Origin of the sequence: Nodosilinea sp. FACHB-131, from assembly GCF_014695395.1 — a bacterium.
GTDB lineage: Bacteria > Cyanobacteriota > Cyanobacteriia > Phormidesmidales > Phormidesmidaceae > Nodosilinea.
The window spans coordinates 302,855-328,962 of sequence record NZ_JACJOF010000038.1 but is presented as its reverse complement, the minus strand read 5'-3'; the positions used below and the strand labels follow the sequence as shown (position 1 = coordinate 328,962).

Here is a 26,108-nt window from a genome sequence, read left to right as displayed (position 1 = left end):
GGGTAGTCGAACGAACTTTCGGGTGGCTGATGGGATGCCGACGCTTGGTACGAGACTATGAACGCCTGCCCGAAAACTCGGAAGCCCTCATTTATCTCGCCATGATCCGTATTATGGTCAGGCGGTTAGCATGATTTTTGACCCCGTCCGACTTCTCAAACACCCTCTAATTGCGATCGCCTCAACTCGCCTAACAAATTCAGGCTTAGAGTTTCCCAAAGGGTATCTGGCACCAGAGCCAACTTTGACTACCGAGACTCCAGCACCCCGCCAAAGCTAGAGCCCACAATCCGAGGCTGCCCATCTTGCATTTGCACCGTGAACGAGCGCTGTTCTCGCTGGGTAGAGCCATCCGGGTAAACATAGGTGTTCTCGCCTACAAACTCAACGCTGTCGGCGGTTTGCCCCGTCACCCGCAGATTCTCAACCGAAACGCGATCGAATTGGGCAAAAAAGCCCGGGTCAAACTGCTGCGCTAGCGAGCCGCTAAACTGCGATCGCGCCGCATCCCAAGATTTACTCGAAACATGGCTATACAGGGCTGCCACCGTCGCTTGGGCCGCCTCGGGCGTTAGCTCGCTATCCGCTGGCGGTGGTGGAGCCGGCTCTTCAGGTTCTACCACCTCTTCTGGCGCATCAGCCACCTCCGGCTCTGGGGCAGTGGGTGCCTCAGGCTCAGCCTCAGCCGATTCGACAGCGGCCTCAGGGGGTGCGGCAGGCGCTTCCGCTTCGGGCTCAGCCTCAACGGTTGTAGGTTCAGCTTCAACAGGTGCATCAGTGGAGGGAGCCGTGGCCACCGCTGGGGTTTCCTCTTCTGGGGTAGACGAGGCTGAGCGCCAGGCCTGCCAACCAAGCAGACCGGCGATCGCCACCACAGACGCCGCCAAAGCTCCTGCCGCCAGGGGCAGCCAATTAACTGACGACGGCTCTCGTCGCCGCACCGGTACTTTAGCTGCTGGGACTTGGGCTGCTGGTACCTGGGCGGCTGTTAGCTGAGTTCGTTCTCGCCGCCGCCCTACCGCTACCGTAGCGACAGTGGTGCGGGGAGTCTGTCCCTGGGGCGTCGGCGCCGCTGGCACATACCGACTCAAGGCCGAGGGTAAGTTCCTCAGGGCAGCCAGAGCCTCGGCGGCAGTGGTATAGCGGGTGCGAAAGTCGTAGCGCACCATCACTTCCAACACATCCAGCAGGGCAGGATTGGCCTGGGGCACATAGTGCTGCCACTCCAGCTCACCGCTGTGGGGGTCAGGATGCAGCTCAGTCGGCGAGTAGCCGGTCAGGGCCTGAATGCCCAGGACGCCGACAGCATAGATATCGCTGCTGAACTGAGGTCGCCCGGCCACTTGTTCGCTGGGCATGTATCCCTGGGTGCCGATTGAAATCGTATGGCTTAGGCCAGACCGCAAGGCGGTGGCCTGGGCACTCACCTGCTTGACCGCACCAAAGTCAATCAGCACAATGCGGCGATCGCTGGCCCGACGAATCAAATTCGAGGGCTTGATGTCGCGGTGGATTACCCCATGGGAATGCACAAAGGCCAAAATCCCGAGCAGCTCACCCAGAAATGCAGCGACCTGGGCCTCAGTCCAGGGGGTGCCCAACTCCTCTGCCAGGGAGTGACCTTCGATCAGCTCCTGGGCCAGGTAAAACTCTTGCCCTTCCTCAAAGTGGGCCAGCAGCCCTGGAATTTGAGGGTGCGTTCCCAGCTTGTAAAGGGTTTGGGCTTCAGTATCAAACAGCCGTCGCGCTGTTTGCAGCTCTTCAGCCGTGGTCACCTGGGGCTTGAGCTGCTTCACCACGCACAGTGGATGCCCCGGCAGGTGAAGGTCTTGGGCGCTAAAGGTTTGACCAAACCCCCCCGAGCCCACGGGTTGCACGAGCCGGTAACGGCCCCCTAGCAGTCTAGATTCTGGCGGCAGGTTGGGAAAGGAAGCGGTCATAGCCATGGGCAAGTGACGTTTGAACTATTAGACGACAATCTAGCAGGTGCCGTTAACCCCCCTTAGGGTAGCGCTCAGCAGCACAGAAATACAGCGGTGGCTGTAGATGCCGAGTTGATCAAATTCAGGGTGACGTACTGAACCGTCGGCGGGTTCCGGGGTAATGGCAAACGAACGAAAATAGAAGAGCGAAAAAAGCTCGATAGCTTGAATTGTTATATCTCGGCTGTCCAACCCAGACTTCATTAGCTGTAGGCTTTCAGGACTGTCAGAGCCACAGGAATTCGCCCTAAAATAGGTTCGACAAGCCATCGGCTTCCAGTTTTGGCTACAAGAACATGGAAATCGAACCCTATGCCTCTCACCACCTTGATGCGGTTGTTCGGCTGGCACTGCGGGCCCGGGCTCCAGTCTTTGATTCAATTCAAAGCACAATGAATGCCGAGGTGTATCAGGCGTTTTATCCTGAGCACTGGCGGGGGAGCCAGCAAAAGGCGGTTGAGGATATCTGCGCTGCGGCAGACACCAGCGTGTGGGTGGCTAGGGAGGCAGATTTGGTAGTGGGGTTTGTCGCCGTCAAGCTACATTCGGCAGACAACATGGGTGAGATCTACATGGTTGCCGTTGATCCAGAGTTTCAGGGTCGCGGCGTTGGCAGTGCTTTAATCAAATGTGCGCTGGGCTGGATGGAAGAGGTCGGCATGGCGATCGCGATGGTAGAGACCGGCGGTGACCCTGGCCACGCCCCGGCCCGGCACACCTATGAAAAGGCGGGCTTTGAGCTGTGGCCCGTCGCCAGATACTTTAAGAAGCTTTAGCGCGATCGCCCCCACCCTAAGCCGGCACCATGCCCAAATTTAGGTCGAGTGGATTCCCTGAAAGCCGTTTCCCTTGCCCAGGCCCTACTCCAACGACTCACGATACCGCGCCAGCAGCGGCTGCAAGAAGTCGTAGCCATCGACGCCAATCACGGCGAGAAACTGGCGACGGTGGTCGGCAAGAATGCTCTCAAAGGTCTCTGGTCCCAGTTGCCCGTAGAGAATGCTGAGCAGGGCCGCGGGCTGCCGCCACTCAGGGGAGTCAATCTGGTGGTGCAGATACATGCCGAGGCAGCCCGTGAGCACCGCTTGCTCCAGGTTGCCGTCGCCCTGGTAAGCAGCGGCCAGGTTGGCAAAATTGGAGGCCATTAGAAAGCGATCGCCGATCGCTTGCGCCACCTGAAGCCCCTGCTGAAGAGACTCGATCGCATCCCGATATTGCCCGAGCTTGAGCTGGGCGATGCCGAGACTGTTGGCGCAGAGGGCCTGACTGGGGCGATCGCCCACCTGCTCCGACAGCGCCAGCCCTTGCTCCAGATAGCTGAGCACGGTTTCGTACTGTTCGGCCTCCAGCAGTTGGGACTGGCCCTGGGCGACCTGGCTGTAGCCCACATTGGCCAAGGCGTTGGCTTGGCCAACGCGATCGCCGCTCTGACGGGCTAAAATCAGCGCCCGCTGGCTGTGGCCCTGGGCGGCCTCAAAGTCTTGCTGGGCCACCGAGGTGCGACTGAGATGGTTGAGGCTGGCGATTTCGCAGGGCACATCGTGGGCCTCGCGGGCCACCTCTAGGGCCTGTTGGTGAAAGCGCTGAGCCTGGCTATAGTTGCCCAGTGCCCGCTGCGAATAGCCCAGCAGGGTGAGAATGCGGGCCTTTACCGCCGTGTTGGGCACCGCTTGCAGGGGCTGATCCAGGTACTCTAGCAGGGCGCGAAGGGACTCCCCAGAGAGGGCAGTAAACAGGCCGCCATAGAGCGGAAAATAGCTCTGGTTGGCAAACTGCCGTAGCCCCTGGAGCGCTAGCTGAAACGACCCCATCGACAGGATGCGTTGGCCCTGCTGGCCCAGGCGGTCAGAAATCTGCCCCCAGACTACGGCAAAGGTGAGAAAGGTGGCGATCGACAGCCGCTTGCCCGATTGAGGGTCATAGGGTTGGCGATCGAACCAATTCACCAGGGCCAGCTGAAGGCGCTGCAAAACTACCCCCCAGGCAACCCAGTCGGCCACAGCTAAGGGAGCCGTTACGCCAGCGGCAGTGACCGTCTGATGCTGAGCCAGGTCAACAAACAGGCGTTTCAGCGCTGGGTTGCCCACAATTTTGCCCCAGTGCTGCCAGGGGCCAGACTGTTCCCCAGGTTCGCTAAAACCCAGCTGCTGGCCCTGGGCATAGATCCACCCCACCACGTCGCCTTCGAGCTGCTGCCAGGCGGTCAGCCCCTGCTCTAGCCCATCAGCCAGGGTGGCCAGGGCCGGGGCAGTCTCGGTAGCCTGTGCCGACGCGGACGGCACCGGAGCCTGCTTGAGCGCCCGCACTAGCTGCCCCAACTGCTCCCGAGAAAGGGGTTGATCGCGGTTGGGGTCAAGGGCGGTAAGGAGCTGAAACAGGCGCTCCTCGGGTGGAGCCTGGAGAATTTCGGCTTCTATGCCGGTGAGCACCGCCGTGGCCTGGTTGTCGGCCTGCCAGTGCTCCCATTCACCCTGAATGGTGCGGAGAGCACGCTGTTTGCGTAGGGCTTTGGCCTGCTTAAATTCGTCACTGCCGGGGGCCAGGTCAGGCTCTAGGGCAGCCAGGGTATTGGCCAAGGCCCGCTCAAACAGTTCGCCACCGCCTGGCTCGATGCCCGCTTGCAGCATGCGGTAGACCTGCTGTTTTGACTGAATTTTACCCTTGAGGGTGGCGGCTACTATGTCATCGATGAGTGCCTGGTACGGTTGAGCCATAGATCGCCATGCTGTTCAAAACTGCGAAGGAGTCGTTGCCCCAAGTGTGCCACAGATCTTTCTGAGATTCAGCCTAGTAGTCTGTCAAGCCAAGGGTGACAGGTCCGTGAGGGTTTAAGGTCTAAGGTGTCAGGTTCACGGCCTGCCTTAGACCCGACACCTTGAACCCTAAACCGTTGGAGCCTGTCACAATCAGCTTGGTCAAGTACAAGCAGCGGCAGAGTGTTGGAGGTCAAAGCCCGGCGATTTTTTGGGGTAAGGTAGCCTGGGAAAAGCTCACTCAATTCCTTATAAATTTATGGGCGGGGTTGCTTGGAGTACTACCCACGCCGGGGTGCATCGGCTGCTCAAGGTTCGTCCGCTGCTGCCTCGGGGGGCGACAGGGCTATTGGCGGTGTCGGGTGGGCAAGATTCGGTGTGCCTGCTCAAGCTGCTGGTCGATCTGCGGCCCAAGTGGGGCTGGCAGCTGCGGGCGGTGCACTGCGATCACCGCTGGCGACCCGACTCGGCAGCCAACGCCGATTTTGTGCGGCAGCTGTGCGAAGGTTGGGGCGTTCCCTGTGAGGTGGTCACTGCCGATGCCGATTACGCCACCGAGGCACTGGCGCGGCACTGGCGGTATCGGGTATTTGAAGCGTTGGCTAGTCAAGAACGCTGTACTCAGGTGGCGACGGGGCATACGGCGAGCGATCGCACCGAAACCCTGCTCTACAACCTGCTGCGGGGCAGCGGCACCGATGGTCTTCAAGCCCTGGCCTGGCAGCGACCCCTTTCAAAAGACAGCTCCGTTACCGTAGTGCGCCCCCTGCTGGGGCTGACCCGCCAGCAGACCGGAGAGTTTTGCCGCCAGTTTGACCTGCCCATCTGGCCCGATGCTACCAACCAGGACACCGGCTATGCCCGCAATCGCATTCGCCTAGAGCTATTGCCCTACCTGCAACAGCACTTTAACCCTAGGGTAGCCATGACCCTAGCGAATACAGCTGAGCTACTGACGGCTGAGGTGGAGCTGCTAGAGGCGATGGCGGGCGAGCTGTATGAAACATCGGTCCTACCTCCCGCTGGGGAGGGCGAAGCGTGGAAAATTCAGCGATCGCCCCTCAAGACCGCCCCCCTAGCTCTCCAGCGGCGGGTGCTGCGGCGAGTGCTCCAGCAGGTGACCCCAGCCCAGGTCAGCTTCGAGCATGTGGAGAAACTCATCGCTTTACTCGTCGCCCCCCAAGGCAGCCAGAGCGATCCCTTCCCCGGTGGATGGATGGCCATAGTAGACGGCGACTGGCTGGTGCTGAAGCCATCAATGACAACGTGAGGCCGCAGCATGGCATGGTGTAGGTTCTAGAATGGCAGTAGCTACTATGAACCTGTCTGCGTGGGCCAGCCCATGACCTTACCTCCCGCTCTACGCTATCGCTTGGTACGCCTGCAATCCCTGGGGCGATCGCTCAATCGCCCGACGGTGTGGGGCGGTCTTGGCCTGCTGGGGTTGCTAGCCGTGGCCGTGCCTCAGTACTCGCGCCACCCCGAGTGGCGCAGTCAGTACAACCCAGCGGTTGACAGTGCCGCCGTCGACCCCAACACCAACCTGGACAACTTATCCAACGACGATTTGGCCGACCTGGCCGAAATTGACAACCTCGCCGTGCTGCTTGACCAGATTCAGCCCACTACGGCTACTGCTTTAGAAGAAGCGGCGCGATCGCCCGATACCGACCCACTGGCGCTGCCCACCGCTACAGAAGAGCAGCAGGCCCCCACCAGCCCCTTTGCCAACTACTTAGAACGCAGTCGCTTTCGGTTTAGCCCCTCGGCCAGTGGCAGCGAAGCCGGCTCTCTAGAGGCCACCCGACCGCTTGGCCAATCAGCAGCCGATCTGACGTCTGGCCAGGGCGCACCCCAACTCAGTGCCCTGCAACAAGCGCTTAACCAGCGCCGTGCCAATGCTGCCCCTCCCTCCGAGACAACGTCCGAAGACCGCAATCCGGTAGCTGAAGCTGCCCCCACCGACAATCTGACGCCCTCGCCCTGGATGGTCGAAGGTAGCCTGCCTGGGATAGACCAGCGGTTTATTCGCACTACTCCACAGATGTCGCCGCCACCAGGCACAACAGGTTACACATTGCCGCCGACACTAGCGCCTAGTCCAGCAGCAGTAGCTCCAGCAGCTTCAGTGGCCCCCGCCGCGCTTAACCTAAATCTTAGAACTCCAGCCACCGCACCTCCGGCGGGGGTGACGGCGCAGCCACCGTCTGGGGTGCCAGGCAATATCCCTAGCGCCACTCCCCAACCAGAACCTGCCCCCTTCTCCGCCCCGAGGCCACCCGGCGTCTACACCGGCAACGGCTATATCAACACGTTCTCAGACCCGAGCGGGCCAGCAAATTAAGCAAATTCAAGCGAACGGGTTGACGTTTCAACGGTCAAACGTGCGCCGCAGTCTAGCGGCGTGGCCTTTTGTGGTTCAAACCAAAAAGAGGATGACTAGGCTTTCTACCTGGTCATCCTCCTGAGGATTGCGATGCACAATGACGGATCTAGTCAGCGTTTGACTCTGGGTAGGGGTCGCTCAGTTGCTCGGTTTCGGGGCAATCATCAGAGACGTTAATCTCAACATCGCCTCGGGGGACGGCGGCGAGGCGCTTGGTAACTGCACCAATGCTCTCTATGCGCACCATTTCTTCCCAGGAGCAAATCTCGTCTTCTTCCTCAGTTTCGTAGCGAAAGGTGACCAGATCGCCTTCGACATCTAAAATTTTCGCCCGCTCAATCCAACGCTGTTGATCCCGTAGAAAAATCCACACATCTTGACCATCACAACAGAGTTGATAGATCTTGCGGTGTAGCATAATTGCGGCTCCTTCACAGGTAACATCAACGCTCGTGTCGCTTCGCTGACGGAGGGGAGCGTTCACCCAGCTGAAACGGGGTTGACTACATCACAGACTTTGCCTAGCCCCGTGAATGTGCCTTCGCTCTGGCTAAACTACGCGTCAGCAGTCTAGGTAGATGACCAAAGCTAGCGATCGCAGCGAATCTGGTTCTGTACCTTAACATTCCCCGAGGCATTCATTCTTCTCATATCAGTGAAGCGGAAACTGTAGTGTAGCAAGCCCTACCTTCGCTTGCCCACAACAGTCCGAGGGCGAGCGCTATAGTGAGAAATCAGCCCTGTTCTCGTGTCTTGCCCTATGCTGCTGCACCTCTGCACCTGGCCCGAAGTTGAGGCTTACCTCACTCAGTCGTCAGGCATTATCTTGCCAATTGGCTCCACAGAACAGCACGGCCCTACCGGCCTGATTGGCACCGACGCGATCTGCGCCGAGGTAGTGGCTAAGGGCGTTGGTGAGGCCGCCAATGCGCTGGTTGGCCCCACCATCAATGTAGGTATGGCGCTGCACCACACGGCCTTTCCTGGTTCTATGACCCTGCGCCCCAGTACGATGATTGCGGTCATTCAGGACTACCTCACGCCCCTGGTGCGTCACGGCTTTACCCGGTTCTTTTTCGTCAACGGCCACGGCGGCAACATCGCCACCCTCAAAGCGGCTTTTGCCGAAGCTTACACCACCCTAGCCCACGAGCAAATTCCCAATGCCGAGCGGGTGCGCTGCAAGACGGCCAACTGGTTTATGGCGCGATCGGTCTACACCTTGGCTAAGGAACTCTACGGCGATCAGGAAGGTTCCCACGCGACTCCTAGCGAGGTGGCCCTAACGCAGTACGCCTATCCTGATTTCATTAAGCAGGCACCTTTGGAACCGCAGGTGGCTCCGTCGGGCCATGCGATCTACAGCCCTACGGACTTTCGGCAGCGCTATCCCGATGGCCGCATGGGGTCGAACCCGGCTTTGGCCACCCCCGAGCATGGGCAGCAGCTCTATGAGGCCGCGGTGAAAGAACTGACTAGCGACTATTTGGCGTTTTTGGCGGCAGAGTAAGGCAGAGTCGGTAAGCTGCATTCTATTGTCGGCGGTCGCATTGGCATAGCAGCGGCTTGACTTGCCATAACCACCCAGTGACATGGCATTGCAGCGGGGTGACATAGCTTATCCACCCGGTGATATGGCATTGCAGGGCGATGCCATAGCGATGCAGGGCGATGATATGCCAATACCACCCGATGACATAGCATTGCAGGCGGTGGATATAGCGAAACCAGCCGTTGCTATGGCATTACCATAGGGGCTAGCTCTGTTTCGGCCCCGGCAATGCCTAGCGACTTTGAGATTCTGCGCAGCATTTACAACGCCTTCGACCCCTTTGAGCCGCTGCTCCCCGGCGACCCGGTATATGTCAATTGCAGCGCGGTGCGGGGCGAAGAGAATATTTTGGTAGATGTGGGGCGGCAGATTACCTACAGCGATCGCATCACTCACCAGCTCTACACTGGCCATCGGGGCGCAGGCAAATCGACCGAGCTGCTGCGGCTTAAGGAAGCCCTAGAACAAGACGGCTACCGTGTCGTCTATTTTGCCGCCGAAGAGACCGACATTGACCCTGAGGACGCGCAATATACTGACATTCTGCTGGCTTGTACCCGCAACCTGCTAGCAGATTTGCAGGGCGATCAGAAACCGATTCAGCAGTGGTTAAAGTCGCGCAAGACTGAGCTGGTGGATGCCATGCAGAGCGAGGTTGGCTTCGACAGCATTGACGCCGAGGTACCTTTTAGCAAGCTCACCACCACGCTCAAGGTTAGCCCTACGGCGCGTGCCCAAATTCGCAAAATTGTGGAGCCGCATACGCCCTCGCTGATTGAGGCGCTGAATACGTTTATTAAAGAGGCGATCGCCCAAACGCCCCAGCAAACGACCCACAAGCTGGTGCTCATTGTCGATAGCCTCGATCGCATTCCATCCATTCTGCGAGAAAACGAACCCAGCAACCACGAGCAGATTTTTGTCGATCGCAGCGAACAGCTCAAAATGCTGGATTGCCACATCATCTACACGGTGCCGATTTCGCTGGTGTATTCGGGCCGTGCTCCCGACCTGCGCGACATTTACGTATGCCGAAATTCAGGTATTGCCGATGGTGATGGTGCGCGACCAGGCGGGGCAAGTATGCGAACCGGGGTTAGCCATTATGCGCGAGCTGGTGCGCCAGCGGGTGTTTCACGTTGAGTCGGTGAGCCCTGAGGCTCAACTGGTGGGTGACATCTTTGACGATGGCGAAACTCTCGACCAGCTTTGCCTGATGAGCGGCGGCCACATGCGCAACCTGATGCTGATGGCTCAGGAGGCGATTAAGCAGACTACGGCGCTGCCCATTGGCAAAAAGGCGGTGCGATTGGCGATTACCAAGGCCCGGAATACCTACCGTAACGCGGTGTATGACAACCAGTGGGGGCTGTTGGCCAAGGTGTGGCAAACCAAGGAAATTCTCAACGACGAAGCCCACCGTGACCTGCTGTTTAATCGCTGTATTTTGGAATATCGCTACATTGATGACGATGGTGAAATTGTTTGCTGGCGCGATGTGCACCCCCTGCTGCGCAGCGTGAAGGAGTTTCAGGCAGCATTAGATAAACTAGAAACATAGGTAGGGTGGGCACTGCCCACCAACGTCTCGGCAGTGCCATGCTCCTGGGACGCGTCATTGTTATCTGATAGACCAAAGGAACCTTGGCAAGGCTGCACATGTTAATGGTGGGCAATGCCCACCCTACGCTCTCAACGAAATAGCGCTCCATGGCGAAACCTGAGCTAACCGAATGGGATGAAGACCTTACCGCCTCAGCCGAGGAAGAGTACGCAGGGCTGGTGCGGGCCATTCGCTGGGCGAAGGGGTTTGGCCTGCTGTTTGTGCAGTGCTCGCCTGCCCAGGGCGAGGAGCTAATCGCCCGTGTGTGCGACGACGTTACTGACAAAGCTATAGATGTACTGCGCCTAGAGGGCGAAGTTGACAACCTCTACGAAACGGTTGCTGCGCTGCCCAAAGTAGATAAGACCAACGTGCTGTTTATCACCGGGCTAGAGAAGTCGTTGGTGCCCTACATTAAGCCGGGCTACGGCAGCGAGGGTGACTACTACGCCAAAGACACGGTGCCGAAGATTCTTGGCAAGCTGAATTTGCAACGCGAGAAGTTTCGCGAAACGCTCAAACTGTGCTTTGTGTTTTTGGTGCCACCGTATGCCATGAAATACCTGATTCGCCGTGCGGCGGATTTCTTTGACTGGCGATCGGGCATATGGGAGTTTGTAGGACCGCTAGAGGAGTTGCAGCAAGAAGCCTACAGATTGTTGAAAGACAATGACTTTGAGCGATATCTGAACCTGACGCCTCAGCAACGGTGTGAACGCTTTTTAGCTATTGAAGATTTACTTGAACACAATGATGGTTCGGCAGAAAATGTTAGTGAGCTTCTACGTGAACAAGGAAGATTGCTAGACGCTGACGGTAATCACAAAAAGGCCATAAATTACTTTGATGCTGCACTGAAGGTTAAACCTAGCTATCCTGAAGCGCTCAATAGCAAAGGAATTGTGCTAAATGACTTAGGTCACCACGAAGAAGCGATTATCTGCTACGACACTGCTCTGGCAATTAAATCCAACTATCACCATGCACTCACCAACAAAGGCGATGCATTGGATGACCTAGGTAAATACGAGGAAGCAATCACCTGCTATGACGCCGCTCTAGTGCTCAAACCTGATCATGTCCATGCACTTGGCAACAAAGGATTTATGCTGAGCAAACTAGGCCGTTACGAGGAAGCGGTTGCCCATCATGACGCTGCTCTGGCCATCCAACCCGACTATCACTATGCGCCCCAAGGCAAAGGGGAAGCGTTTGAGAGCTTGGGCAAATATGAGGAGGCGATAGCCTGCTATGATGCCGCCCTAACAATCAAACCCGACTTTCACTATGCGCTCAACAACAAAGGGGTTGTACTGGGTAAATTGGGTCGTTATGAGGAGGCGATAGGCTGCTATGATGCCGCTCTGGCAATCCAGCCCGAGGATCACGAAGCGCTCAACAACAAAGGGATTACGCTGCGAAACTTGGGCCGCTATGAGGAGGCGATCCTCTGCTATGAAGCCGCCCTGGCGATTAAGCCTGACTACCAACTAGCGCTCGACAACAAGGAAGAGGCGCTAGAAAAACTGGCGGATGCTTCTCACTGAGAGAAATTAATAACGCTAATGAAAATTATAGTATTTCTCAGAAACAAATATCCTGGCTATTGAGCTGGCCACACAACCAGTTGCCACAACCGACGTATATGCGACATGTACATCGGCAAAGTGCCTCAACTCAAGGCTTGCTATAGAGGCGAAACCATCGAAGAACTAATGGCCAACATTCGAGAAGTCATCGAGATGTGCATCGAAGAACTCAATTGAGCTTCTCTGTGATAAGTCGTACTGCACAGTGGGAATCTTACTGGTAAGCCCGTGTCGCAAACAACGCGCCGCATTCGCCCAGCTTTCCACTATTCCCAACTCTGAAACAGGAGTGCATTATGCCCATTACTGACACTAGCCGCCGCTTGCGGCCCGCCATTCTCAACAAAGATATTGACGCCCTGCACGGTCTTGGCACCATTCCCACCTACAGCACCGTTCGCGCCGCAGCCACCCCCGACGCATTGCAGCTGGCCCACGCCAAAATGCGCGCCATGCAGCAAACCGAAACCGAAAAGCTCGCGATCGCCAAAGCCGCCACCGATGCCGCCCGCGTCGCCGAGTGGGAGTTTCACAACGCCGTGCTGGCCATGAAAGAATGCGTGCGCGGCCAGTTTGGCTCCGACAGCAACGAAGCCCAGGCGATCGGCCTGAAGAAAAAGTCTGAGCGCAAACGCCCCAAGCGCCAGGCTGCCTAACTATATTCCTCCTGATGGTCGAACGCTCCAGATACCGCTGGAGCGTTTTTTTGTAGGCGTCATCGGCCTACGGCTCCGGCATCTGCCAGTTGGGGTTGACCAAGCTAGTCATCACGTGGTCTTGCCACTGGCCATCGATGAACAGGTAGTCGCGAGCAATGCCTTCAATTTGAAAGCCTAGCCGTTTGAGCACGCTGGCGCTGCGGTGATTATGGGGCATGTAGTTGGCCATCACCCGGTGCAGATTGAGGTCGTCAAAGGCGTAAGCAATGATTGCTTTGCCGGCCTCGGTCATATAGCCCTGGCCCTGGTGCTCGGCAGAGAGGCCATAACCCAGAGTGGCCCCTTGAAACGCGCCGCGAATGATGGTGTTGAGGTTGATGGTGCCCATCACTTGGCTCGGCTCATCGCGAGAAAAGATAAACAGCTTCACCGCCTGACCAGAGTAGAAATCGTTGCGGCGGGCATTCAGCACATTTCGCCAAAAGTCTGGGGTGTAAAAGTCGTCTGGCCGCTGGGGCTCAAAGGGTTGTAGATAGTCGCTGTTGTCGTGGTAGTAGCGCAAAATCTCGGTAATGTCGCTGGGTTTGCCAAGCCGCAGCCGCAGCCGTGGGGTGTTGAGCGTGGGCTCTTGAGTGATCATTGATGCCCATAGTAGTGGCCCACCGAGGTTTGAGCTAAGCAATGGAGTGCCATCCTGCGGTGAGAGGAGCATTGCTATGGTGCCATAGGAGGGGGTGAGGGAGACGGGGAAGTGGGGGAGGTGAGGAAGATGGGGCGGGCAGGCTTTTTCGGTATAGTAGGGGTCTGCAAAATCGAGGATGGAGAGCTATGGCGCGCCTGGCACTGTTGAGCGTATCGGATAAAACCGGGCTGGTGGAATTAGCCAAAACTTTGGTAGAAGAGTTTGGCTTTGACCTAGTCAGCAGCGGCGGTACGGCAAAAGCGATCGCAGCGGCAGGACTCCCCGTCACTAAAGTCTCTGACTACACCGGCTCGCCCGAAATTCTTGGCGGACGGGTGAAGACGCTGCACCCCAAAATCCACGGCGGCATCTTGGCGCGGCAAGACTTGGCCGAAGACCAGAAGGATTTGGCCGACAACGGCATTCGCCCGCTGGATTTGGTGGTGGTGAATCTCTATCCCTTTGAGCAGACGATCGCAAAAGAAGGCGTGACCATGGCCGATGCGATCGAGAACATCGACATCGGTGGGCCAGCCATGCTGCGGGCCGCAGCCAAGAACCACGCCCATCTGACCGTGTTGTGCAGTGCCGAGCAGTATGGGCCTTATCTGGAGGCGCTGCGAGCTAGCGAAGGACAAGTCCCTTTAGAGTTTCGCCAAGCCTGCGCACGGGCAGCATTTTGGCATACGGCCAGCTACGACCAGGCGATCGCCACCTACCTCACCGCTGCCACCAGCGAGGAAAGTGCGCTGCCCCAGCAGTGGGCGATGATCGGTCGCCAGCAGGCCACCCTGCGCTACGGTGAGAACCCTCACCAGACGGCGGCTTGGTACCGCACCGGCTCTGTGCCCACTGGCTGGGCTGGGGCTGACCAGCTCCAGGGCAAAGAGCTGAGCTACAACAATTTGGTGGATCTGGAGGCAGCGCGGCGGATTATTGCAGAGTTCCCCAGCGATCGCCCCGCCGCTGCCGTGCTCAAGCACACCAATCCTTGCGGTGTGGGGATGGGCGATACGCTAGCTAGCGCCTACCGCCGCGCCTACGATGCCGACGATGTCTCGGCCTTTGGCGGCATTGTGGTGCTCAATCGCCCCATTGATGCCGACACCGCCGAGCAGCTCACGGGCACGTTTTTGGAGTGCATTGTGGCTCCGGGATGTGATCGCGCCGCCCAAGACATTCTCGCCAAAAAGCAAAACCTGCGAGTGCTGGTGCTGGAAGATCTGCTGACCGGGCCAACCCAGGTGGTGAATGCGATCGCGGGTGGATTCTTGCTACAAGCTCCCGACACCTATCGCGACGACCCTGCTACCTGGCAAATTGTCACCGAGGCCAAACCCACCGAGGCTGAGCTGGCCGAAATGCTGTTTGCCTGGCGGGTGGTGAAGCACGTGAAATCTAATGCGATCGTGGTCACTCACCAGCAGCAAACCCTCGGCATTGGGGCTGGGCAGATGAACCGCGTCGGCTCGGTCAGCATTGCCCTGGCCCAAGCGGGCGCAAAAGCCCAGGGGGCTGTCTTAGCCAGCGATGGATTCTTTCCCTTTGACGACTCGGTACGCACTGCTGCCGCTGCGGGCATTCGCGCTGTGGTGCAGCCCGGCGGTAGCCGTCGCGATGAGGACTCGATCAAAGCGGCCAACGAGCTGGGCCTGATCATGGCGATGACCGGCGTGCGGCATTTCCTGCATTAGAAAATTGTCCAGTGGTGCATCGCTGCGCGGATGCACCCTGCTCAGAAGAATAGAGTTACCCTAGACCTTATTCCTGCCCAGCCATCAGTAGCGTAGTACCGATGCAGATTCTATCTATCAACAGCGGTCGACCCGAAACCATAACCATTGGGCAACGGGTCGCTACGACAGGCATTTTTAAGACACCGATCGCAGGGCAAGTTCACGTCAGTGCCCAAGGGCTGGTGGGAGATACGATAGCCGATACCGCTCACCACGGGGGCGTAGACCAGGCCGTTTATCTCTACAGCGCTGAAGACTACGCTTGGTGGGAGGCTGAGCTACAGTGCCCGATTCCCTTTGGTACCTTTGGTGAAAACCTCACACTCTCAAGCTTTGGGCCTCAACCACTCCGGGCTGGCGATCGCATCGCGATCAACGCCGTCTTGCTTGAAGTCACCTTCCCGCGCATCCCATGCTCCACCCTCGCAGCCCGGATGAGTGACGCCACTTTCGTCCAGCAGTTTATCCAGGCCCGGCGACCGGGAGCCTACACCCGCGTGTTATCAACTGGCGATCTACAGGTGAACGATCCAGTCACCATGGAGTATGCTTCCCCCAGCTTTCCGACCCTGACAGAACTATCTGACCTGTGGCACGACAAGGATCGCCACCCTGATCTGCTCCGCAAAGGACTCAACGCCCCGATTGCAGAACGGTTCAAAGCAATCTTTCAGCAGTGGCTAGAGCGGGGCTCAACGCCTTCTGATTCTGTGGCACATGAGGACTAAACCCCAGTCGCGTCATTGGGCCAACTCAAACCTGCTCGTCTACTTTTGAGCGGTATCCGATTCAGCGGCGGGCCCTTCAGGCACCGGGTCGTAGCCGCCGGGATGAAAGGGGTGACAGCGCGTAATCCGTCGCGCCGCCAGCCAGCTTCCTTTCGCCGGGCCAAACCGCTCGATCGCCGTCAGCGCGTACTGAGAGCAGGTCGGGTTAAACCGACAGGTGGGCGGAAACAGCGGCGACAGCAGCCGTCGATAGCCGTGAATGAGGAGCAGCAGAACTTGCTTCATAAGCTCATTTTAGAGGGGGTATATGGTTCACGGTGTAGGGTACAGGGCAAAACCAGGAACCCTAGACCAAAAACCTTGAACCCTACACCCTCTAATAATCCAACATCAGCGTGTTGTAGTCTTCGGGAGCCTGGCGGCTGTTGCGCTGGGGCAAATACACGTTGGTACTGGGGGCAAAGTTTAACCCTTGGGGCTTGTGGGCAGCGGAAGACTGGGTGGGCTGGCGCAGTGTAGCGGCTTTGGTGTCAAGCCCTGCGGTTGCTTGCTCAATTTCAGCGAGGCGATCGCACAGCTGCTGACGGCGACCGTCGATATATTCCAGCTCCTGCTCAAGCCGCGTCTTCTCGACGGTGAGCTTATACATATCGAGATACTGGGCGGCCTCAGTGGCCGGGCGCGGCATCGTGCTGATCTTAGGAAAACTTCGGCGGGGGGCGCGTTTGATGCTCATAAGCTATCCGAGGGCTGACCTAGAGTTCACAGCGTTAGCTTGCCCACTTAGGCAAACGAATTCCCATCGGCGCACGATTTGTAGCAATGGGTCAGGCCTCAGCTAGCACGCGGGCCAGGGCATAGGCCACATCTACACCCACGTTATCGCCCTCCCGATTGGTCGCAGCGGCGATGGTGGTGGGGCAACCCGCCAGAGCCGAAAAGTGGAAGGCTGCGATCGAATAGCCTGGCCCACCACCGTTGTGCCCCGCGACCCGACCGTAGGGCGATGCGGTATCCACAAACAGTCCTAGCCCACAGCCCACGTTTTGTAGGGGTGGGTGCGGCCCCAAGCTGTGAACCGGCTGAGCCATCTGCTCTACCAGCGTTGGGTCGAGAATATGACCTGTGATTAGAGCATGCATCATCGTGGCCAGCTCTGCCGCCGTAGACACCACTACTCCATGGGAAACCCAACCGGGATGGTAGCGCTGCGACATATCCTCAAGCTCGTCACTAAATATCGACGTATAGCCTGGCGTCAGGCCCGTAATATCGTCTAGCGAAGCGGCGACAAAGGTCTGCTTCAAGCCCAAGGGTGCCAAGAATAGCTTGTCTAAATGGTCCTGCATAGGTTGCCCGGTGACCTTCTCTAGCAGCAGCTTGAGCGCTAAATAGCCAATGTTGGAATAGGACCAGCTCTGGCCAGGGTCAAACAGCAATCCTCGACTAGAGGCCACCTCAAGAAAAGACTCGGGCGACCAGGGAGCACTGGGGGTTGCTTTTACAGCTTCGTTGTAAGCCGGCAGACCGCCGTAATCGGGTAAGCCGCTGCTATGGCTGAGAATCTGACGCAGGGTAATGGGCGTTGCGACTGGAAAATCTGACCAATAATCTTGAATAGGTGCGTCTAGACCAAGGCATCCTTCGCTGACTTGGTGTAGAACCGCCGCCGCAATGAGCGATTTAGTCACGCTGTAGATATAGAAGCTGGCGTCGATGGAGAGCGGTATCGTCTGGCTCAGGTCTTGATGCCCCATGCCCATAGTGAACGAGGGCTTGCCTTCTATACAGATGGCGATCGCCGCTCCGGGCATCTGAGCCTGGGCCAGTGTTAGCTCAACCGCCCCTCTAAGCACTGATTGAATGCCTTGATTCATAGTTAAATCTCGATAGCTTGACAGACCGCTTGAATAGTTTGCCGCAGCCAAAGATTGGCAGAGTCGCGATTGCTGAGTTTGCTCCAGGCCATTGAGATTGCCCAGTGGGGCACCTCAAGGGGAAGCTCAAAGACCTGTAGGGGATAGTACTGGAGAAAGTGCTGCTCCAGGCAGGAGGGAATGGCGGCGATGAGATCAGAGGCGGCGATCGCCGTTGGTAGTGCGAACCAGTAGGGCACCGTCAGCGCAACGCGTCGCTGTAGCCCTTGCTCGGCTAAAAGTTGGTCAATAATGCCGCTAGCATCCCGCCGCAGCGTAAAGAGTGCGTGGGGAAACGCAACAAATTGCTCTAGGCTAACTTTGCCATTCTCAAGGGCAGGATGATTTAATCGACATACTCCTAGAAACCGCTCTATCAGGAGGTTTTCGTCAAGAATATGGCTGGGCAAATTTGCAAACGTCCCCAGTGCCAAATCGACAATCTCTCCTTCAATTAACTCTACAAATGACTCTTTTTCGACAGTAGTTAAGCGCAGATCGATATATGGCGCTTGTTGCTTAAAAGCGCTCAGCATTTTTGGCAAAATTAAGCTGGCAAAATAGTCAGACGTGGCTAGGGTAAACACCCGTTGCGAACTGAGCGGAGTGAAGGCTTGCGGATCTGCCAGGGTCACTCGAATGGTATCTAAAGCAGCGGTAACTTGGGGGGCGATCGCATTCGCCTTTGCAGTAGGTCGCATCTCTCGCCCTACCCGCACAAACAGATCGTCACCAAAGAGCGATCGTAACCGGCCCAAGCTTGCGCTCATGGCGGGCTGCCCGACATGCAGACTCTGAGCCGCCACCGTGACGCTTTTCGAAGCATACAGCGCCTCAAACGCCACCAGCAGATTGAGATCAATAGCTCCCAAGTTAATCATTCTCGTTGATGAATTGTATCTTTATTATCAATTTGATTTATTTTAGTCCTGCCTCTATCGTGGGTTCAAGGCGTTAAGGAAAATAAACCATGACTGAGGTAGAAGCCCAGAACCTGGCAATTGCCCATCGCTTTGTCACCCATTTTTTGGGAAGAGGCAATATGAGCATTGCGGCAGAATTGCTCGACGAAAACGTGCAGATAACTACTGGCCTGAAGCCTAGCGGCCCCATCAATGGCATTGCAGAATACACTCAGGTATTTTCTGACTTCTACGCTGCCTTTCCCGATGTGGAACCCTTGGTTATCGAAGATAGTTTTGCGGCAGGCGATCGCGTTGTGGTGCGATTCAAGTCCTTTCAGCAGCATGTAAAAGACTATTTCGGAATTCCTAAAAGCGATCGCATCATTACCTTTCACGAGACCCACGTTATGCGCATTCTCAACGGCAAAATCGTGGAAAACATTGTCAGCGCTACAAATTTAGAGTTTGAAATGCTGATGGCTCCAGCGTTAGCACCTTTGATTCTGACTTAACTGTTTAGATCATGCTACGGCATCTCTCACGAAGACGCGATCGCCTAAACCAAGAACTGCTCTGTTTTGTTGGGTAGGATACATGACTATTTGTTGATTGTGCGCCAACATCAACTCAGCAATATGTGAGACGCCCAAACTGTGTTCTATTCTGCGCTGTAGCTATGCCCCTTCCAGATCTCTATGCCAATACACCTGTTGAGCTAGTTCCAGCTCAATCTCTAGCGACTTTTCCTGTCAATACATTTTTAGAAAATCTCGCGATCGCCCCTAATGGCGACATCTTTGTCACCAGCCACGAAGCCGGCGAAATCTTTAAGCTCGACACCAATCGCAACCTCACTCAATATGCCAAGTTGGATGGCAAAGTCACGGGCATTGTCGTCGTTGGGTCAGACAGCCTTCTGGTCAACGGGTGGAATGCGGAGGGCGTGCCGTTTATTGCAACGCTAACGCAGGGAACAGTTCAGTCGTTGCAAACTGTTCCAGAGAGCGCTTTTCTCAATGGCATTACAGCAATTGCACCCGACTTATACCTCATGGCCGACTCTTATAGAGGAGCGATCTGGGTCTTTGAACTGGCAACCAAGGCCGCTAAACTTTGGCTAGAGCACCCTTTGCTGGCCCGTAGCGACAACAATGATCCCTTCCCAGCCGCCAACGGGCTAAAGCGATTTGGGAATGTTCTATACGTGTCAAATACTCAGCAAAAGCTGCTGCTGCGCATTCCCCTAGACCACAATTTGGCACCCCAAGCGCCCGAGATCTTTGTATCGAGCACTAACATTGATGACTTCGCCTTTGATGCCCACGGCAACCTCTACGGGGCAACCCATGTCTACAACAGCGTGCTGCGCATCGCTCCCAACGGTCGAACGACGATTATTGCCCAGTCTGAGCAGGGTGTCACTGGCTGTACGGCCGTAGCCTTTCACGGCACAGACTTGTACGTTGTCAACAATGGGGGCATGTTTTTGCCGCCACCGGGGGGTATTGAGCCAGCCCAGATCGTGCGCCTTGAGGTGGGCGTTACCGGCGCACCCCCATTGGAAGTTACACCATGATTAGTGACCCTCCCGTGACGGTGGATGTAGTGCAGAGCATCAGACCCGGCAAAGACCGCGAGTTTGAGACTTTGCTGGAGAAAATCATTGGTACCGCCAGCACCTTTGAGGGCTATCTAGGCTCCTCGGTCTTTCGACCCAATGAACAAAACCCGTCAGAATATCGCATTATCTTCAAGTTCGACCACCTAGAAAATCTGAAGCGCTGGGAAAACTCTTCCGCTCGCCAAAGGTTTTTGAGTGAAGCCAGAGAAATCACCACTAACAACGGAACATTCTCAATTGTCACTGGGCTAGAAACCTGGTTTACGCTACCTGCAAAACCGGGCATAAAGCCTCCAGCTCGTTACAAAATGGTCGTGGTTTCTGGAGTGGCCATTTTTGTCATCAACCGAGGGCTGGCGTTGTTGCCTACAGCCTGGTTGGCACCGTTTCCGCCGCTGGTGCAGCTGCTAATTTTAGTGTTCATCACAACGGCTCTAATGACCTATGTGGTCATGCCCAGACTGACCAAGCTACTGGCTGGTTGGCTCTATCCTCAGCTTTAGTTACCTACCCAAACTAGGAGAAAAGTTATGGCAGAGTTTTGCGTCATTGTCGGTATGGGTGAAGGCAACGGCATGGCGATCGCTCGCAGATTTGCCAGCGAAGGATTTGCGATCGCCATGGTCGCCCGCAACGAAGACAAGCTGAAAGGCTATCAAACTACCCTACAAACTGAGGGCATTACTGCCCACTATTTCTTAGCCGATGCAGGGGATGAGGCCGCGCTAACAGCGGCGTTTGCAGCGATTCAAACGCAGTTGGGCACGCCGGAGGTGCTGATCTACAATGCCGCTGTGCCCCGGATGGAAAGCGTATTGCAGACCAGCTACGACACCTTGGTCAACGACTTTAGGGCCAATGTAGCAGGGGCGATCGCCTGCGTTCAGGCCGTCCTTCCCGCTATGCAGACTGAGCAAAAAGGCACGCTGCTCTTTACTGGCGGCGGGTTCGCCCTCTACCCCGACCCCAACTTTGTCTCTCTTTCCCTGGGCAAAGCGGGCATTCGGGTGCTGGCCAGTACGCTCCACGCCGCCCTGAAGGATTCGCCGATTAAAGTGGGTACCGTCACCATCTGCGGCACGGTCAACGGCGATGATCCCAAGTACAGCAGCGACCTGATCGCTGAAGAATACTGGAAGCTCCACATCGCCGAAAATGGAGACTACGAAACCCTCTACTGAGGCGCGGGGGCAACATGAGTCACGATCTAAAAACGATTGTCGTTGTCGGCGCTAGCCGAGGCATTGGGGCAGCGGTCACCCAGCATTTTGACCAGCGGGGTTATCGGGTGTGGTCAGTCTCCAGAAGTCCTGCCATCGCTGGCCGCTGGATACAGGCCGACATTTCTGGGCCAGAGGGGATAGGGGCGATCGCCGCTGCCCTCGGCGACACCCCCATTGATGCTCTGCTATTTATGGGCGGCGTGTGGGAGGCAGGGGCGTTCACCGACGCCTACGATTTTTTGGCCAGTTCCGACGCCGAAACTCGCTTTGTGATCAGCGTCAACACGATCGCCCCGATAGAGATTACGCGATCGCTCGCCGCTAACCTCTCCCAGGCCGCTAACCCCAGAGCCATTTACATCGGTGCCCTCTCTGGCCTAGACAACTGCCCTTCCGTCGAAGTGGCTAATACCGCCTCTAAGTTTGGCCTTCGGGGCGCAGTGCAGGCCCTACGGCTGGCATTGGGTAGCCAAAATATCGGCTTCACCGTCATCAACCCTGGCAACATAGCCACCGAGGAAGTTCTGCTCGACATTGAGGAAGGCCGGTTCGGCCCGCAGACACCCATTCCCATGGCGGTCATCACTGCCGCCATCGACTGGCTGCTGAGCCTGCCGCCTAGCGTGGATGTGCCGGATTTGAATCTGTGGCAGCGATCGTAAGCGTCTAAACCAGCCTAAAGCTGACCAAAGCCCTTCTTTTTCTTCTGGCTTTTCTGCTTTTTGTTGCTGGGGGGGCGAAAACCGGGCTGCGGCCCGCCGCCCATGCCGGGAAGTCCGGGCATACCGCCGCCCATGCCCGGAAAGCCGCCGCCCATACCGGGCATGCCACCACCCATACCAGGGAAGCCGCCGCCCCGACCCATCTGCTGCATCATGGTGCGCATTTTGGTGAAGTCGCTGACCAGCTTACCCACGTCTTTTTCTTGATGGCCCGAGCCTTTGGCGATGCGGCGGCGGCGGCTGGGGGAGCTAGAGAGCAGGTTGGGCTGCTTGCGCTCCTGGGTGGTCATGGAGTTGATCATGGCTTCGCAGCGCTTGAGCTGAGCCTCGCCCTGTTCCAGCATGTCTCCGGTAATTTGCTTACCCATGCCGGGGATCAACTTCATGATGCCGCCCAGCGAGCCCATGCTCTTCATAAAGCGCATCTGCTTGAGGAAGTCATCGAAGTCAAACTCGGCTTCGAGAATTTTCTGCGTCAGCTTTTCAGCGTCGGCAATATCGACGGCTTCCTGAGCTCTTTCAACCAGGGTGAGCACGTCGCCCATGCCCAAAATGCGGGAGGCCATGCGATCGGGGTAGAAGGGTTGCAGCGCCTCTACCTTTTCACCCACGCCGATGAACTTGATGGGCTGGCCCGAAATCTGCCGCACCGACAGGGCCGCACCACCACGAGCATCACCGTCCATTTTGGTGAGGATAGCCCCGGTAATGCCAATCTGGTCGTGGAAGGTGCGGGTGAGGTTAGCGGCTTCCTGGCCGGTCATGGCATCGACTACTAGCAGCACTTCGTCGGGCTGAATAGCCGTTTTGATGTCAGCCAGTTCGGCCATCATCTTGGGGTCGATCTGCAAACGGCCAGCCGTGTCGACAATAACGGTGTCAATTCCGTCGGCCTTGGCTTTCTCAATACCCTGGCGAGCGATATCCACCGGGTTGGCATCGGTGCCCAGCTCAAACACGGGCACATCGATCTGCTTACCCAAGGTGACCAGCTGATCGATCGCCGCGGGGCGGTAGACGTCGGTGGCGACCAGCAGGGTGCTGCGGTTTTCTTTGCGCAGGTGCAGGGCCAGCTTGGCGGTGGCGGTGGTTTTACCCGTACCCTGAAGGCCCGCCATCAGCACCACGGTGGGCTTACTCGACACATCGGCCAGCGGGGCGTTGGTGTCGCCCATCAGCCGAATGAGTTCGTCGTTCACCACTTTGATAAACTGCTGGTCGGGGCTCACCCCTTTGACCACCTCAATGCCCAAAGCGTTTTCTTTGACCTGGGCGATGAAGTCTTTGATCACCTGAAGGTTGACATCGGCCTCTAGCAAGGCGCGACGCACCTCGCGCAGGGCGCTGTCGATGTTAGACTCGCTGATTTTGTCCTGGCCACGCAGGCTTTTCCAGGCAGACTCAAGGCGATCAGACAGGGCTTCAAACATGGTTTAACGAAGAGAATAATCCTGGGGCGGAAATTCTATTCTAAGGGGTGAAGGCCCTAACCAGGAGGGCAGCTAGCCCGGCTGGGGATGACGCGCCGCGATTGGGTACCATAGACATAAACAACAAACTCACTCCAGGTGAGCTGACGCAAATACTAAGTTGATGTTGCGCCACAGGGGTAGGGTTTATCCGATCTCCAAAAACTCCTAGGATTCCGCAAAGATGTCAGGGCTGGTACGGAATTCCCCTGGGTTGCTTTGTAAGACTTTTGAAGGGTACGTCAAGAGCAACTATGGCAAATGAATCGTCTCGCTGCATCGATACTGATCGAATAGTTGCCCCTGAGGGGGGACTGCTGATAGATATTTCGTATAGTCTGGGCGATCGCAATGGATGTAGCCAGGAGGGTGAGACCCCTGATCAAATAATGGCTCAACCGACCTTGCCCTGGCTAGAGCTGATTCAGAACTACAGCCACTTGGTGATGGCGGTGGTGGATGTGGCTACAGCGATCAGCAACCCCACCCAAGCCCATCCGGTGCTGTTTGCCAGCCGATGCTTTTGCCGACTGACGGGCATTCGTTCTGAGGGGGGGCACCTCGACCTCAGCTTTTTTGATCAACTCTCAGCGGCGGACCAAACGGGGCTGCGGGAGCGGTTTCGCCGGCATTTCTTAAATGCGGTGCTGCGCTATGCCTACGGGACAGACGGCTTGGTCTCGCAGCGGCTGCTCCACGAGCCGCTGGTAGTCTCGCTGGCCGACTCTGAAACCGGCGAGATGCGCCAGATTGAGCTGCGGCTGCGCACGGCAACGGCGGGCTTGCAGATCACGGCGATCGCCCCCGAACTCCAGGCCAGCCTGGCAGACTGTTGGCCTGTGGCCCCCAGCCGCGAGCAGGTGACCACCCAGCTGCTTAGCCAAGAACCCGCCTTTAGACAGCTGATTGCGGCCCTCAAGCCTGGCCACTACAGTGCTAGCGGCCAGATCTTAATCGAGGGCATTGACGTCACTGAGCGGGAAACCTCCAAGGCGCTGATTGAACTCCTGGTAGGTCACGAGTCAGTGCTGGGAACCCGCCGCTTCGAGCAGGCGAACGAGCTGATGAAGCAGCTGTTTAGCGCTACCGACAGCTTTTTGCTGAGTGCCGAGAATAGCCAGGCCCAACTCTTTACCCAGCTCAACCAGCCCGAGTGGCAAACGGCCAACTATGCCATCGAAGACTTGCAGGGATCGGTCTTTTTGCGAGCCACCGATCGCCGTGAGGTGGTCAATGTGCCTGACCTTAGCCTCGACTGCACTACTCCCGGCGAGGCCGCGATGCTGAATCAGGGGGTGCGATCGCTGCTGCTGATCCCGTTAGTGATGCGCGCCGCTCGGCTGGGCGACAGCCAGGCCCAAATGGTAGGCCTCGTGGGCCTCACCAGCCCCAGGCCCTACGCCTTTGACCAGGACGATTGCAGCCGCGCCACGACGCTGATTCCAGCGCTGACAGCGGCTATGCGCCACAGTGTGCAAGATCGCTTTACCAACATTCACCCCTCGGTGCGGTGGCGGTTTGAGCAAGAGGCTGAGCGCCTCAGCCTGGGGCTGCCCCCCGCTCAGATTGTCTTTGAGAACGTCTATCCGCTCTACGGTATCTCTGACATTCGCGGCTCGTCAGACGAGCGCAACCGGACGATTCAAAAAGATCTGCTGACCCAGTTTCGCCTCGCCCTGGCTGTGGTGGAATCGGCGGGCCGGGCCGTGAACAATGCCCTGGTGGGGCAGCTGGCCCTCGATCTAGCCGACCACATTACCGCACTGGAGCGAGGGGTAACGGTTGATTCGGAGGTGACGCTGCTGCGCTATCTGCAAGGGGAAGTGGAGGTCCATTTCACCTACTTTGCCCAACACAGCCCTGAGGCCGCAGCCGCGATCGCCCAGTACAAAGCCGCCATTGATGCCAACCACGGCTGCGTCTATGCCGCCCGCGCCCTCTATGACGACACCATTGGCCACATCAACGGGCTGCTGCGCGATACCTGGACCCAGTGGCAGCAGTCGATGCAGGCGATTACCCCCCACTACTGCGATCTGGAGGCCACCGACGGCATTGACCACATGATCTATGCTGGGCAGGCCATTGACCCCAACTTCACCGAGTTTCAGCTCAAGTCGCTGCGCTACGAGCAGCTGCGGGCGGTGTGCGACTGCGCTCGCAAGGGGTTTTCGCTTAAGGCCGCCTACGACACCGACATGACCATCACTCACCTGGTGCTGGTGCAGGGCTACACGGTAGATATCGTCCACGACGAATCGACCGAGCGCCTGTTCGATGTGCGGGGCACCCGCGACACCCGCTACGAAATCGTCAAAAAGCGCATCGATAAGGCCCGTGATGCGGAAAAGGGCGATCGCATTACCCAGCCCGGCATGCTGACGGTGGTCTATTCGACTAGCGAAGAGTGGCAGGAGTATGAGCGCTACCTGCGCTACCTGCATCGCGAGGGCATCGTGGCGGGCGACATCGAGCAGGGCATGGTAGAACCGCTCCAGGGAGTCAGCGGCCTCAAGTTCGCTCGGGTACGGGTGAACCCGGAGTAGGGGTGGCCGCAGATGGGCCCTAAAAAGAACCGGGTG

Annotated in this window: 27 protein-coding genes; 18 read left to right on the top strand and 9 right to left on the bottom strand. The window is 57.3% G+C overall.

Annotated elements, in window-relative coordinates:
* Nucleotides 1-134 (top strand): transposase (locus H6F75_RS25940; RefSeq protein WP_190754441.1); only part of this gene is annotated, 134 nt, incomplete at its 5' end.
* Between the two features lie 114 nt (nt 135-248).
* Here H6F75_RS25940 and H6F75_RS25935 read toward each other — a convergent pair.
* Complete coding sequence (locus H6F75_RS25935) at nt 249-1,940, bottom strand: serine/threonine-protein kinase (protein WP_190755940.1); 1,692 nt, start codon at nt 1,938-1,940, stop codon at nt 249-251.
* Nucleotides 1,941-2,278: 338 nt separating this feature from the next.
* On the opposite strand from H6F75_RS25935, the gene H6F75_RS25925 reads away from it, so the two are divergent.
* Nucleotides 2,279-2,758: a GNAT family N-acetyltransferase gene (locus H6F75_RS25925; RefSeq protein WP_190755936.1), complete on the top strand. Its 480-nt coding sequence runs from the start codon at nt 2,279-2,281 to the stop codon at nt 2,756-2,758.
* Between the two features lie 84 nt (nt 2,759-2,842).
* Here H6F75_RS25925 and H6F75_RS25920 read toward each other — a convergent pair whose 3' ends face one another.
* A complete protein-coding gene (locus tag H6F75_RS25920; RefSeq protein ID WP_190755935.1) occupies nt 2,843-4,696 on the bottom strand; it encodes a tetratricopeptide repeat protein in 1,854 nt (617 codons plus the stop codon).
* 298 nt (nt 4,697-4,994) lie between these two features.
* On the opposite strand from H6F75_RS25920, the gene tilS reads away from it, so the two are divergent.
* Both tilS and H6F75_RS25910 read left to right on the top strand, forming a co-directional pair.
* Complete coding sequence (gene tilS / locus H6F75_RS25915) at nt 4,995-6,005, top strand: tRNA lysidine(34) synthetase TilS (protein ID WP_190755933.1); 1,011 nt, start codon at nt 4,995-4,997, stop codon at nt 6,003-6,005.
* Nucleotides 6,006-6,077: 72 nt separating this feature from the next.
* Nucleotides 6,078-7,079, top strand: coding sequence for a hypothetical protein (locus H6F75_RS25910; RefSeq protein ID WP_190755930.1), 1,002 nt, complete (start codon nt 6,078-6,080; stop codon nt 7,077-7,079).
* A 148-nt stretch (nt 7,080-7,227) separates the two neighbouring features.
* On the opposite strand, the gene H6F75_RS25905 is transcribed toward H6F75_RS25910, so the two are convergent.
* On the bottom strand, nt 7,228-7,539 hold the full coding sequence (locus H6F75_RS25905; protein WP_190755928.1) for a DUF6679 family protein: 312 nt from the start codon (nt 7,537-7,539) through the stop codon (nt 7,228-7,230).
* A 342-nt stretch (nt 7,540-7,881) separates the two neighbouring features.
* On the opposite strand from H6F75_RS25905, the gene H6F75_RS25900 reads away from it, so the two are divergent.
* The 6 genes from H6F75_RS25900 (at nt 7,882) to H6F75_RS25880 (ending at nt 12,521) form a co-directional block, all read left to right on the top strand.
* Nucleotides 7,882-8,631, top strand: coding sequence for a creatininase family protein (locus tag H6F75_RS25900; RefSeq protein ID WP_190755926.1), 750 nt, complete (start codon nt 7,882-7,884; stop codon nt 8,629-8,631).
* A gap of 270 nt (nt 8,632-8,901) precedes the next feature.
* A complete protein-coding gene (locus tag H6F75_RS25895; RefSeq protein ID WP_242020357.1) occupies nt 8,902-9,816 on the top strand; it encodes an AAA family ATPase in 915 nt (304 codons plus the stop codon).
* Nucleotides 9,779-10,234: a hypothetical protein gene (locus tag H6F75_RS29080; protein ID WP_242020356.1), complete on the top strand. Its 456-nt coding sequence runs from the start codon at nt 9,779-9,781 to the stop codon at nt 10,232-10,234. The genes H6F75_RS25895 and H6F75_RS29080 overlap by 38 nt, the downstream gene beginning before the upstream one ends.
* 221 nt (nt 10,235-10,455) lie before the next feature.
* A complete protein-coding gene (locus tag H6F75_RS25890; RefSeq protein WP_190755925.1) occupies nt 10,456-11,823 on the top strand; it encodes a tetratricopeptide repeat protein in 1,368 nt (455 codons plus the stop codon).
* A gap of 105 nt (nt 11,824-11,928) precedes the next feature.
* Entirely contained in the window at nt 11,929-12,042 is a 114-nt protein-coding gene (locus H6F75_RS25885) for a type II toxin-antitoxin system HicB family antitoxin (RefSeq protein ID WP_190755923.1), read from the top strand.
* Nucleotides 12,043-12,161: 119 nt separating this feature from the next.
* Nucleotides 12,162-12,521 (top strand): hypothetical protein, encoded by a 360-nt coding sequence (locus H6F75_RS25880; protein ID WP_190755921.1) that lies wholly within the window; start codon nt 12,162-12,164, stop codon nt 12,519-12,521.
* A gap of 67 nt (nt 12,522-12,588) precedes the next feature.
* Here the strand turns inward: H6F75_RS25880 and H6F75_RS25875 are convergent, their stop codons facing one another.
* On the bottom strand, nt 12,589-13,164 hold the full coding sequence (locus H6F75_RS25875; RefSeq protein WP_190755919.1) for a GNAT family N-acetyltransferase: 576 nt from the start codon (nt 13,162-13,164) through the stop codon (nt 12,589-12,591).
* Between the two features lie 188 nt (nt 13,165-13,352).
* Between H6F75_RS25875 and purH the strand changes: the two genes are divergently transcribed.
* Entirely contained in the window at nt 13,353-14,900 is a 1,548-nt protein-coding gene (gene purH / locus H6F75_RS25870; RefSeq protein ID WP_190755917.1) for a bifunctional phosphoribosylaminoimidazolecarboxamide formyltransferase/IMP cyclohydrolase, read from the top strand.
* Nucleotides 14,901-15,001: 101 nt separating this feature from the next.
* Nucleotides 15,002-15,670: an MOSC domain-containing protein gene (locus H6F75_RS25865; RefSeq protein ID WP_190755915.1), complete on the top strand. Its 669-nt coding sequence runs from the start codon at nt 15,002-15,004 to the stop codon at nt 15,668-15,670.
* A 39-nt stretch (nt 15,671-15,709) separates the two neighbouring features.
* Here H6F75_RS25865 and yidD read toward each other — a convergent pair whose 3' ends face one another.
* The 4 genes from yidD to H6F75_RS25845 form a co-directional block, all read right to left on the bottom strand.
* Entirely contained in the window at nt 15,710-15,955 is a 246-nt protein-coding gene (gene yidD / locus H6F75_RS25860) for a membrane protein insertion efficiency factor YidD (protein ID WP_190755913.1), read from the bottom strand.
* A gap of 91 nt (nt 15,956-16,046) precedes the next feature.
* On the bottom strand, nt 16,047-16,358 hold the full coding sequence (locus H6F75_RS25855; protein ID WP_190755911.1) for a hypothetical protein: 312 nt from the start codon (nt 16,356-16,358) through the stop codon (nt 16,047-16,049).
* 139 nt (nt 16,359-16,497) lie between these two features.
* Complete coding sequence (locus H6F75_RS25850; protein ID WP_190755910.1) at nt 16,498-17,547, bottom strand: serine hydrolase domain-containing protein; 1,050 nt, start codon at nt 17,545-17,547, stop codon at nt 16,498-16,500.
* Between the two features lie 2 nt (nt 17,548-17,549).
* A complete protein-coding gene (locus H6F75_RS25845) occupies nt 17,550-18,467 on the bottom strand; it encodes a LysR family transcriptional regulator (RefSeq protein WP_190755908.1) in 918 nt (305 codons plus the stop codon).
* An 89-nt stretch (nt 18,468-18,556) separates the two neighbouring features.
* Here H6F75_RS25845 and H6F75_RS25840 point away from each other — a divergent pair, with 89 nt between their 5' ends.
* The 5 genes from H6F75_RS25840 to H6F75_RS25820 all read left to right on the top strand — a co-directional run bounded on the left by H6F75_RS25840 (nt 18,557) and on the right by H6F75_RS25820 (nt 21,997).
* Complete coding sequence (locus H6F75_RS25840) at nt 18,557-19,003, top strand: ester cyclase (RefSeq protein ID WP_190755906.1); 447 nt, start codon at nt 18,557-18,559, stop codon at nt 19,001-19,003.
* A gap of 164 nt (nt 19,004-19,167) precedes the next feature.
* Entirely contained in the window at nt 19,168-20,067 is a 900-nt protein-coding gene (locus H6F75_RS25835) for an SMP-30/gluconolactonase/LRE family protein (RefSeq protein WP_190755904.1), read from the top strand.
* A complete protein-coding gene (locus H6F75_RS25830) occupies nt 20,064-20,615 on the top strand; it encodes an antibiotic biosynthesis monooxygenase (RefSeq protein WP_190755902.1) in 552 nt (183 codons plus the stop codon). The genes H6F75_RS25835 and H6F75_RS25830 overlap by 4 nt, the downstream gene beginning before the upstream one ends.
* 27 nt (nt 20,616-20,642) lie before the next feature.
* Nucleotides 20,643-21,293 (top strand): SDR family NAD(P)-dependent oxidoreductase, encoded by a 651-nt coding sequence (locus H6F75_RS25825; RefSeq protein WP_190755900.1) that lies wholly within the window; start codon nt 20,643-20,645, stop codon nt 21,291-21,293.
* Between the two features lie 14 nt (nt 21,294-21,307).
* Nucleotides 21,308-21,997, top strand: a complete 690-nt coding sequence (locus H6F75_RS25820; RefSeq protein ID WP_190755898.1) for an SDR family oxidoreductase — start codon at nt 21,308-21,310, stop codon at nt 21,995-21,997.
* 14 nt (nt 21,998-22,011) lie between these two features.
* Here H6F75_RS25820 and ffh read toward each other — a convergent pair whose 3' ends face one another.
* Nucleotides 22,012-23,487: a signal recognition particle protein gene (gene ffh / locus H6F75_RS25815; protein WP_190755896.1), complete on the bottom strand. Its 1,476-nt coding sequence runs from the start codon at nt 23,485-23,487 to the stop codon at nt 22,012-22,014.
* A 293-nt stretch (nt 23,488-23,780) separates the two neighbouring features.
* On the opposite strand from ffh, the gene H6F75_RS25810 reads away from it, so the two are divergent.
* Complete coding sequence (locus tag H6F75_RS25810) at nt 23,781-26,072, top strand: GAF domain-containing protein (RefSeq protein WP_242020355.1); 2,292 nt, start codon at nt 23,781-23,783, stop codon at nt 26,070-26,072.
* The last annotated feature ends 36 nt before the right edge of the window (nt 26,073-26,108 follow it).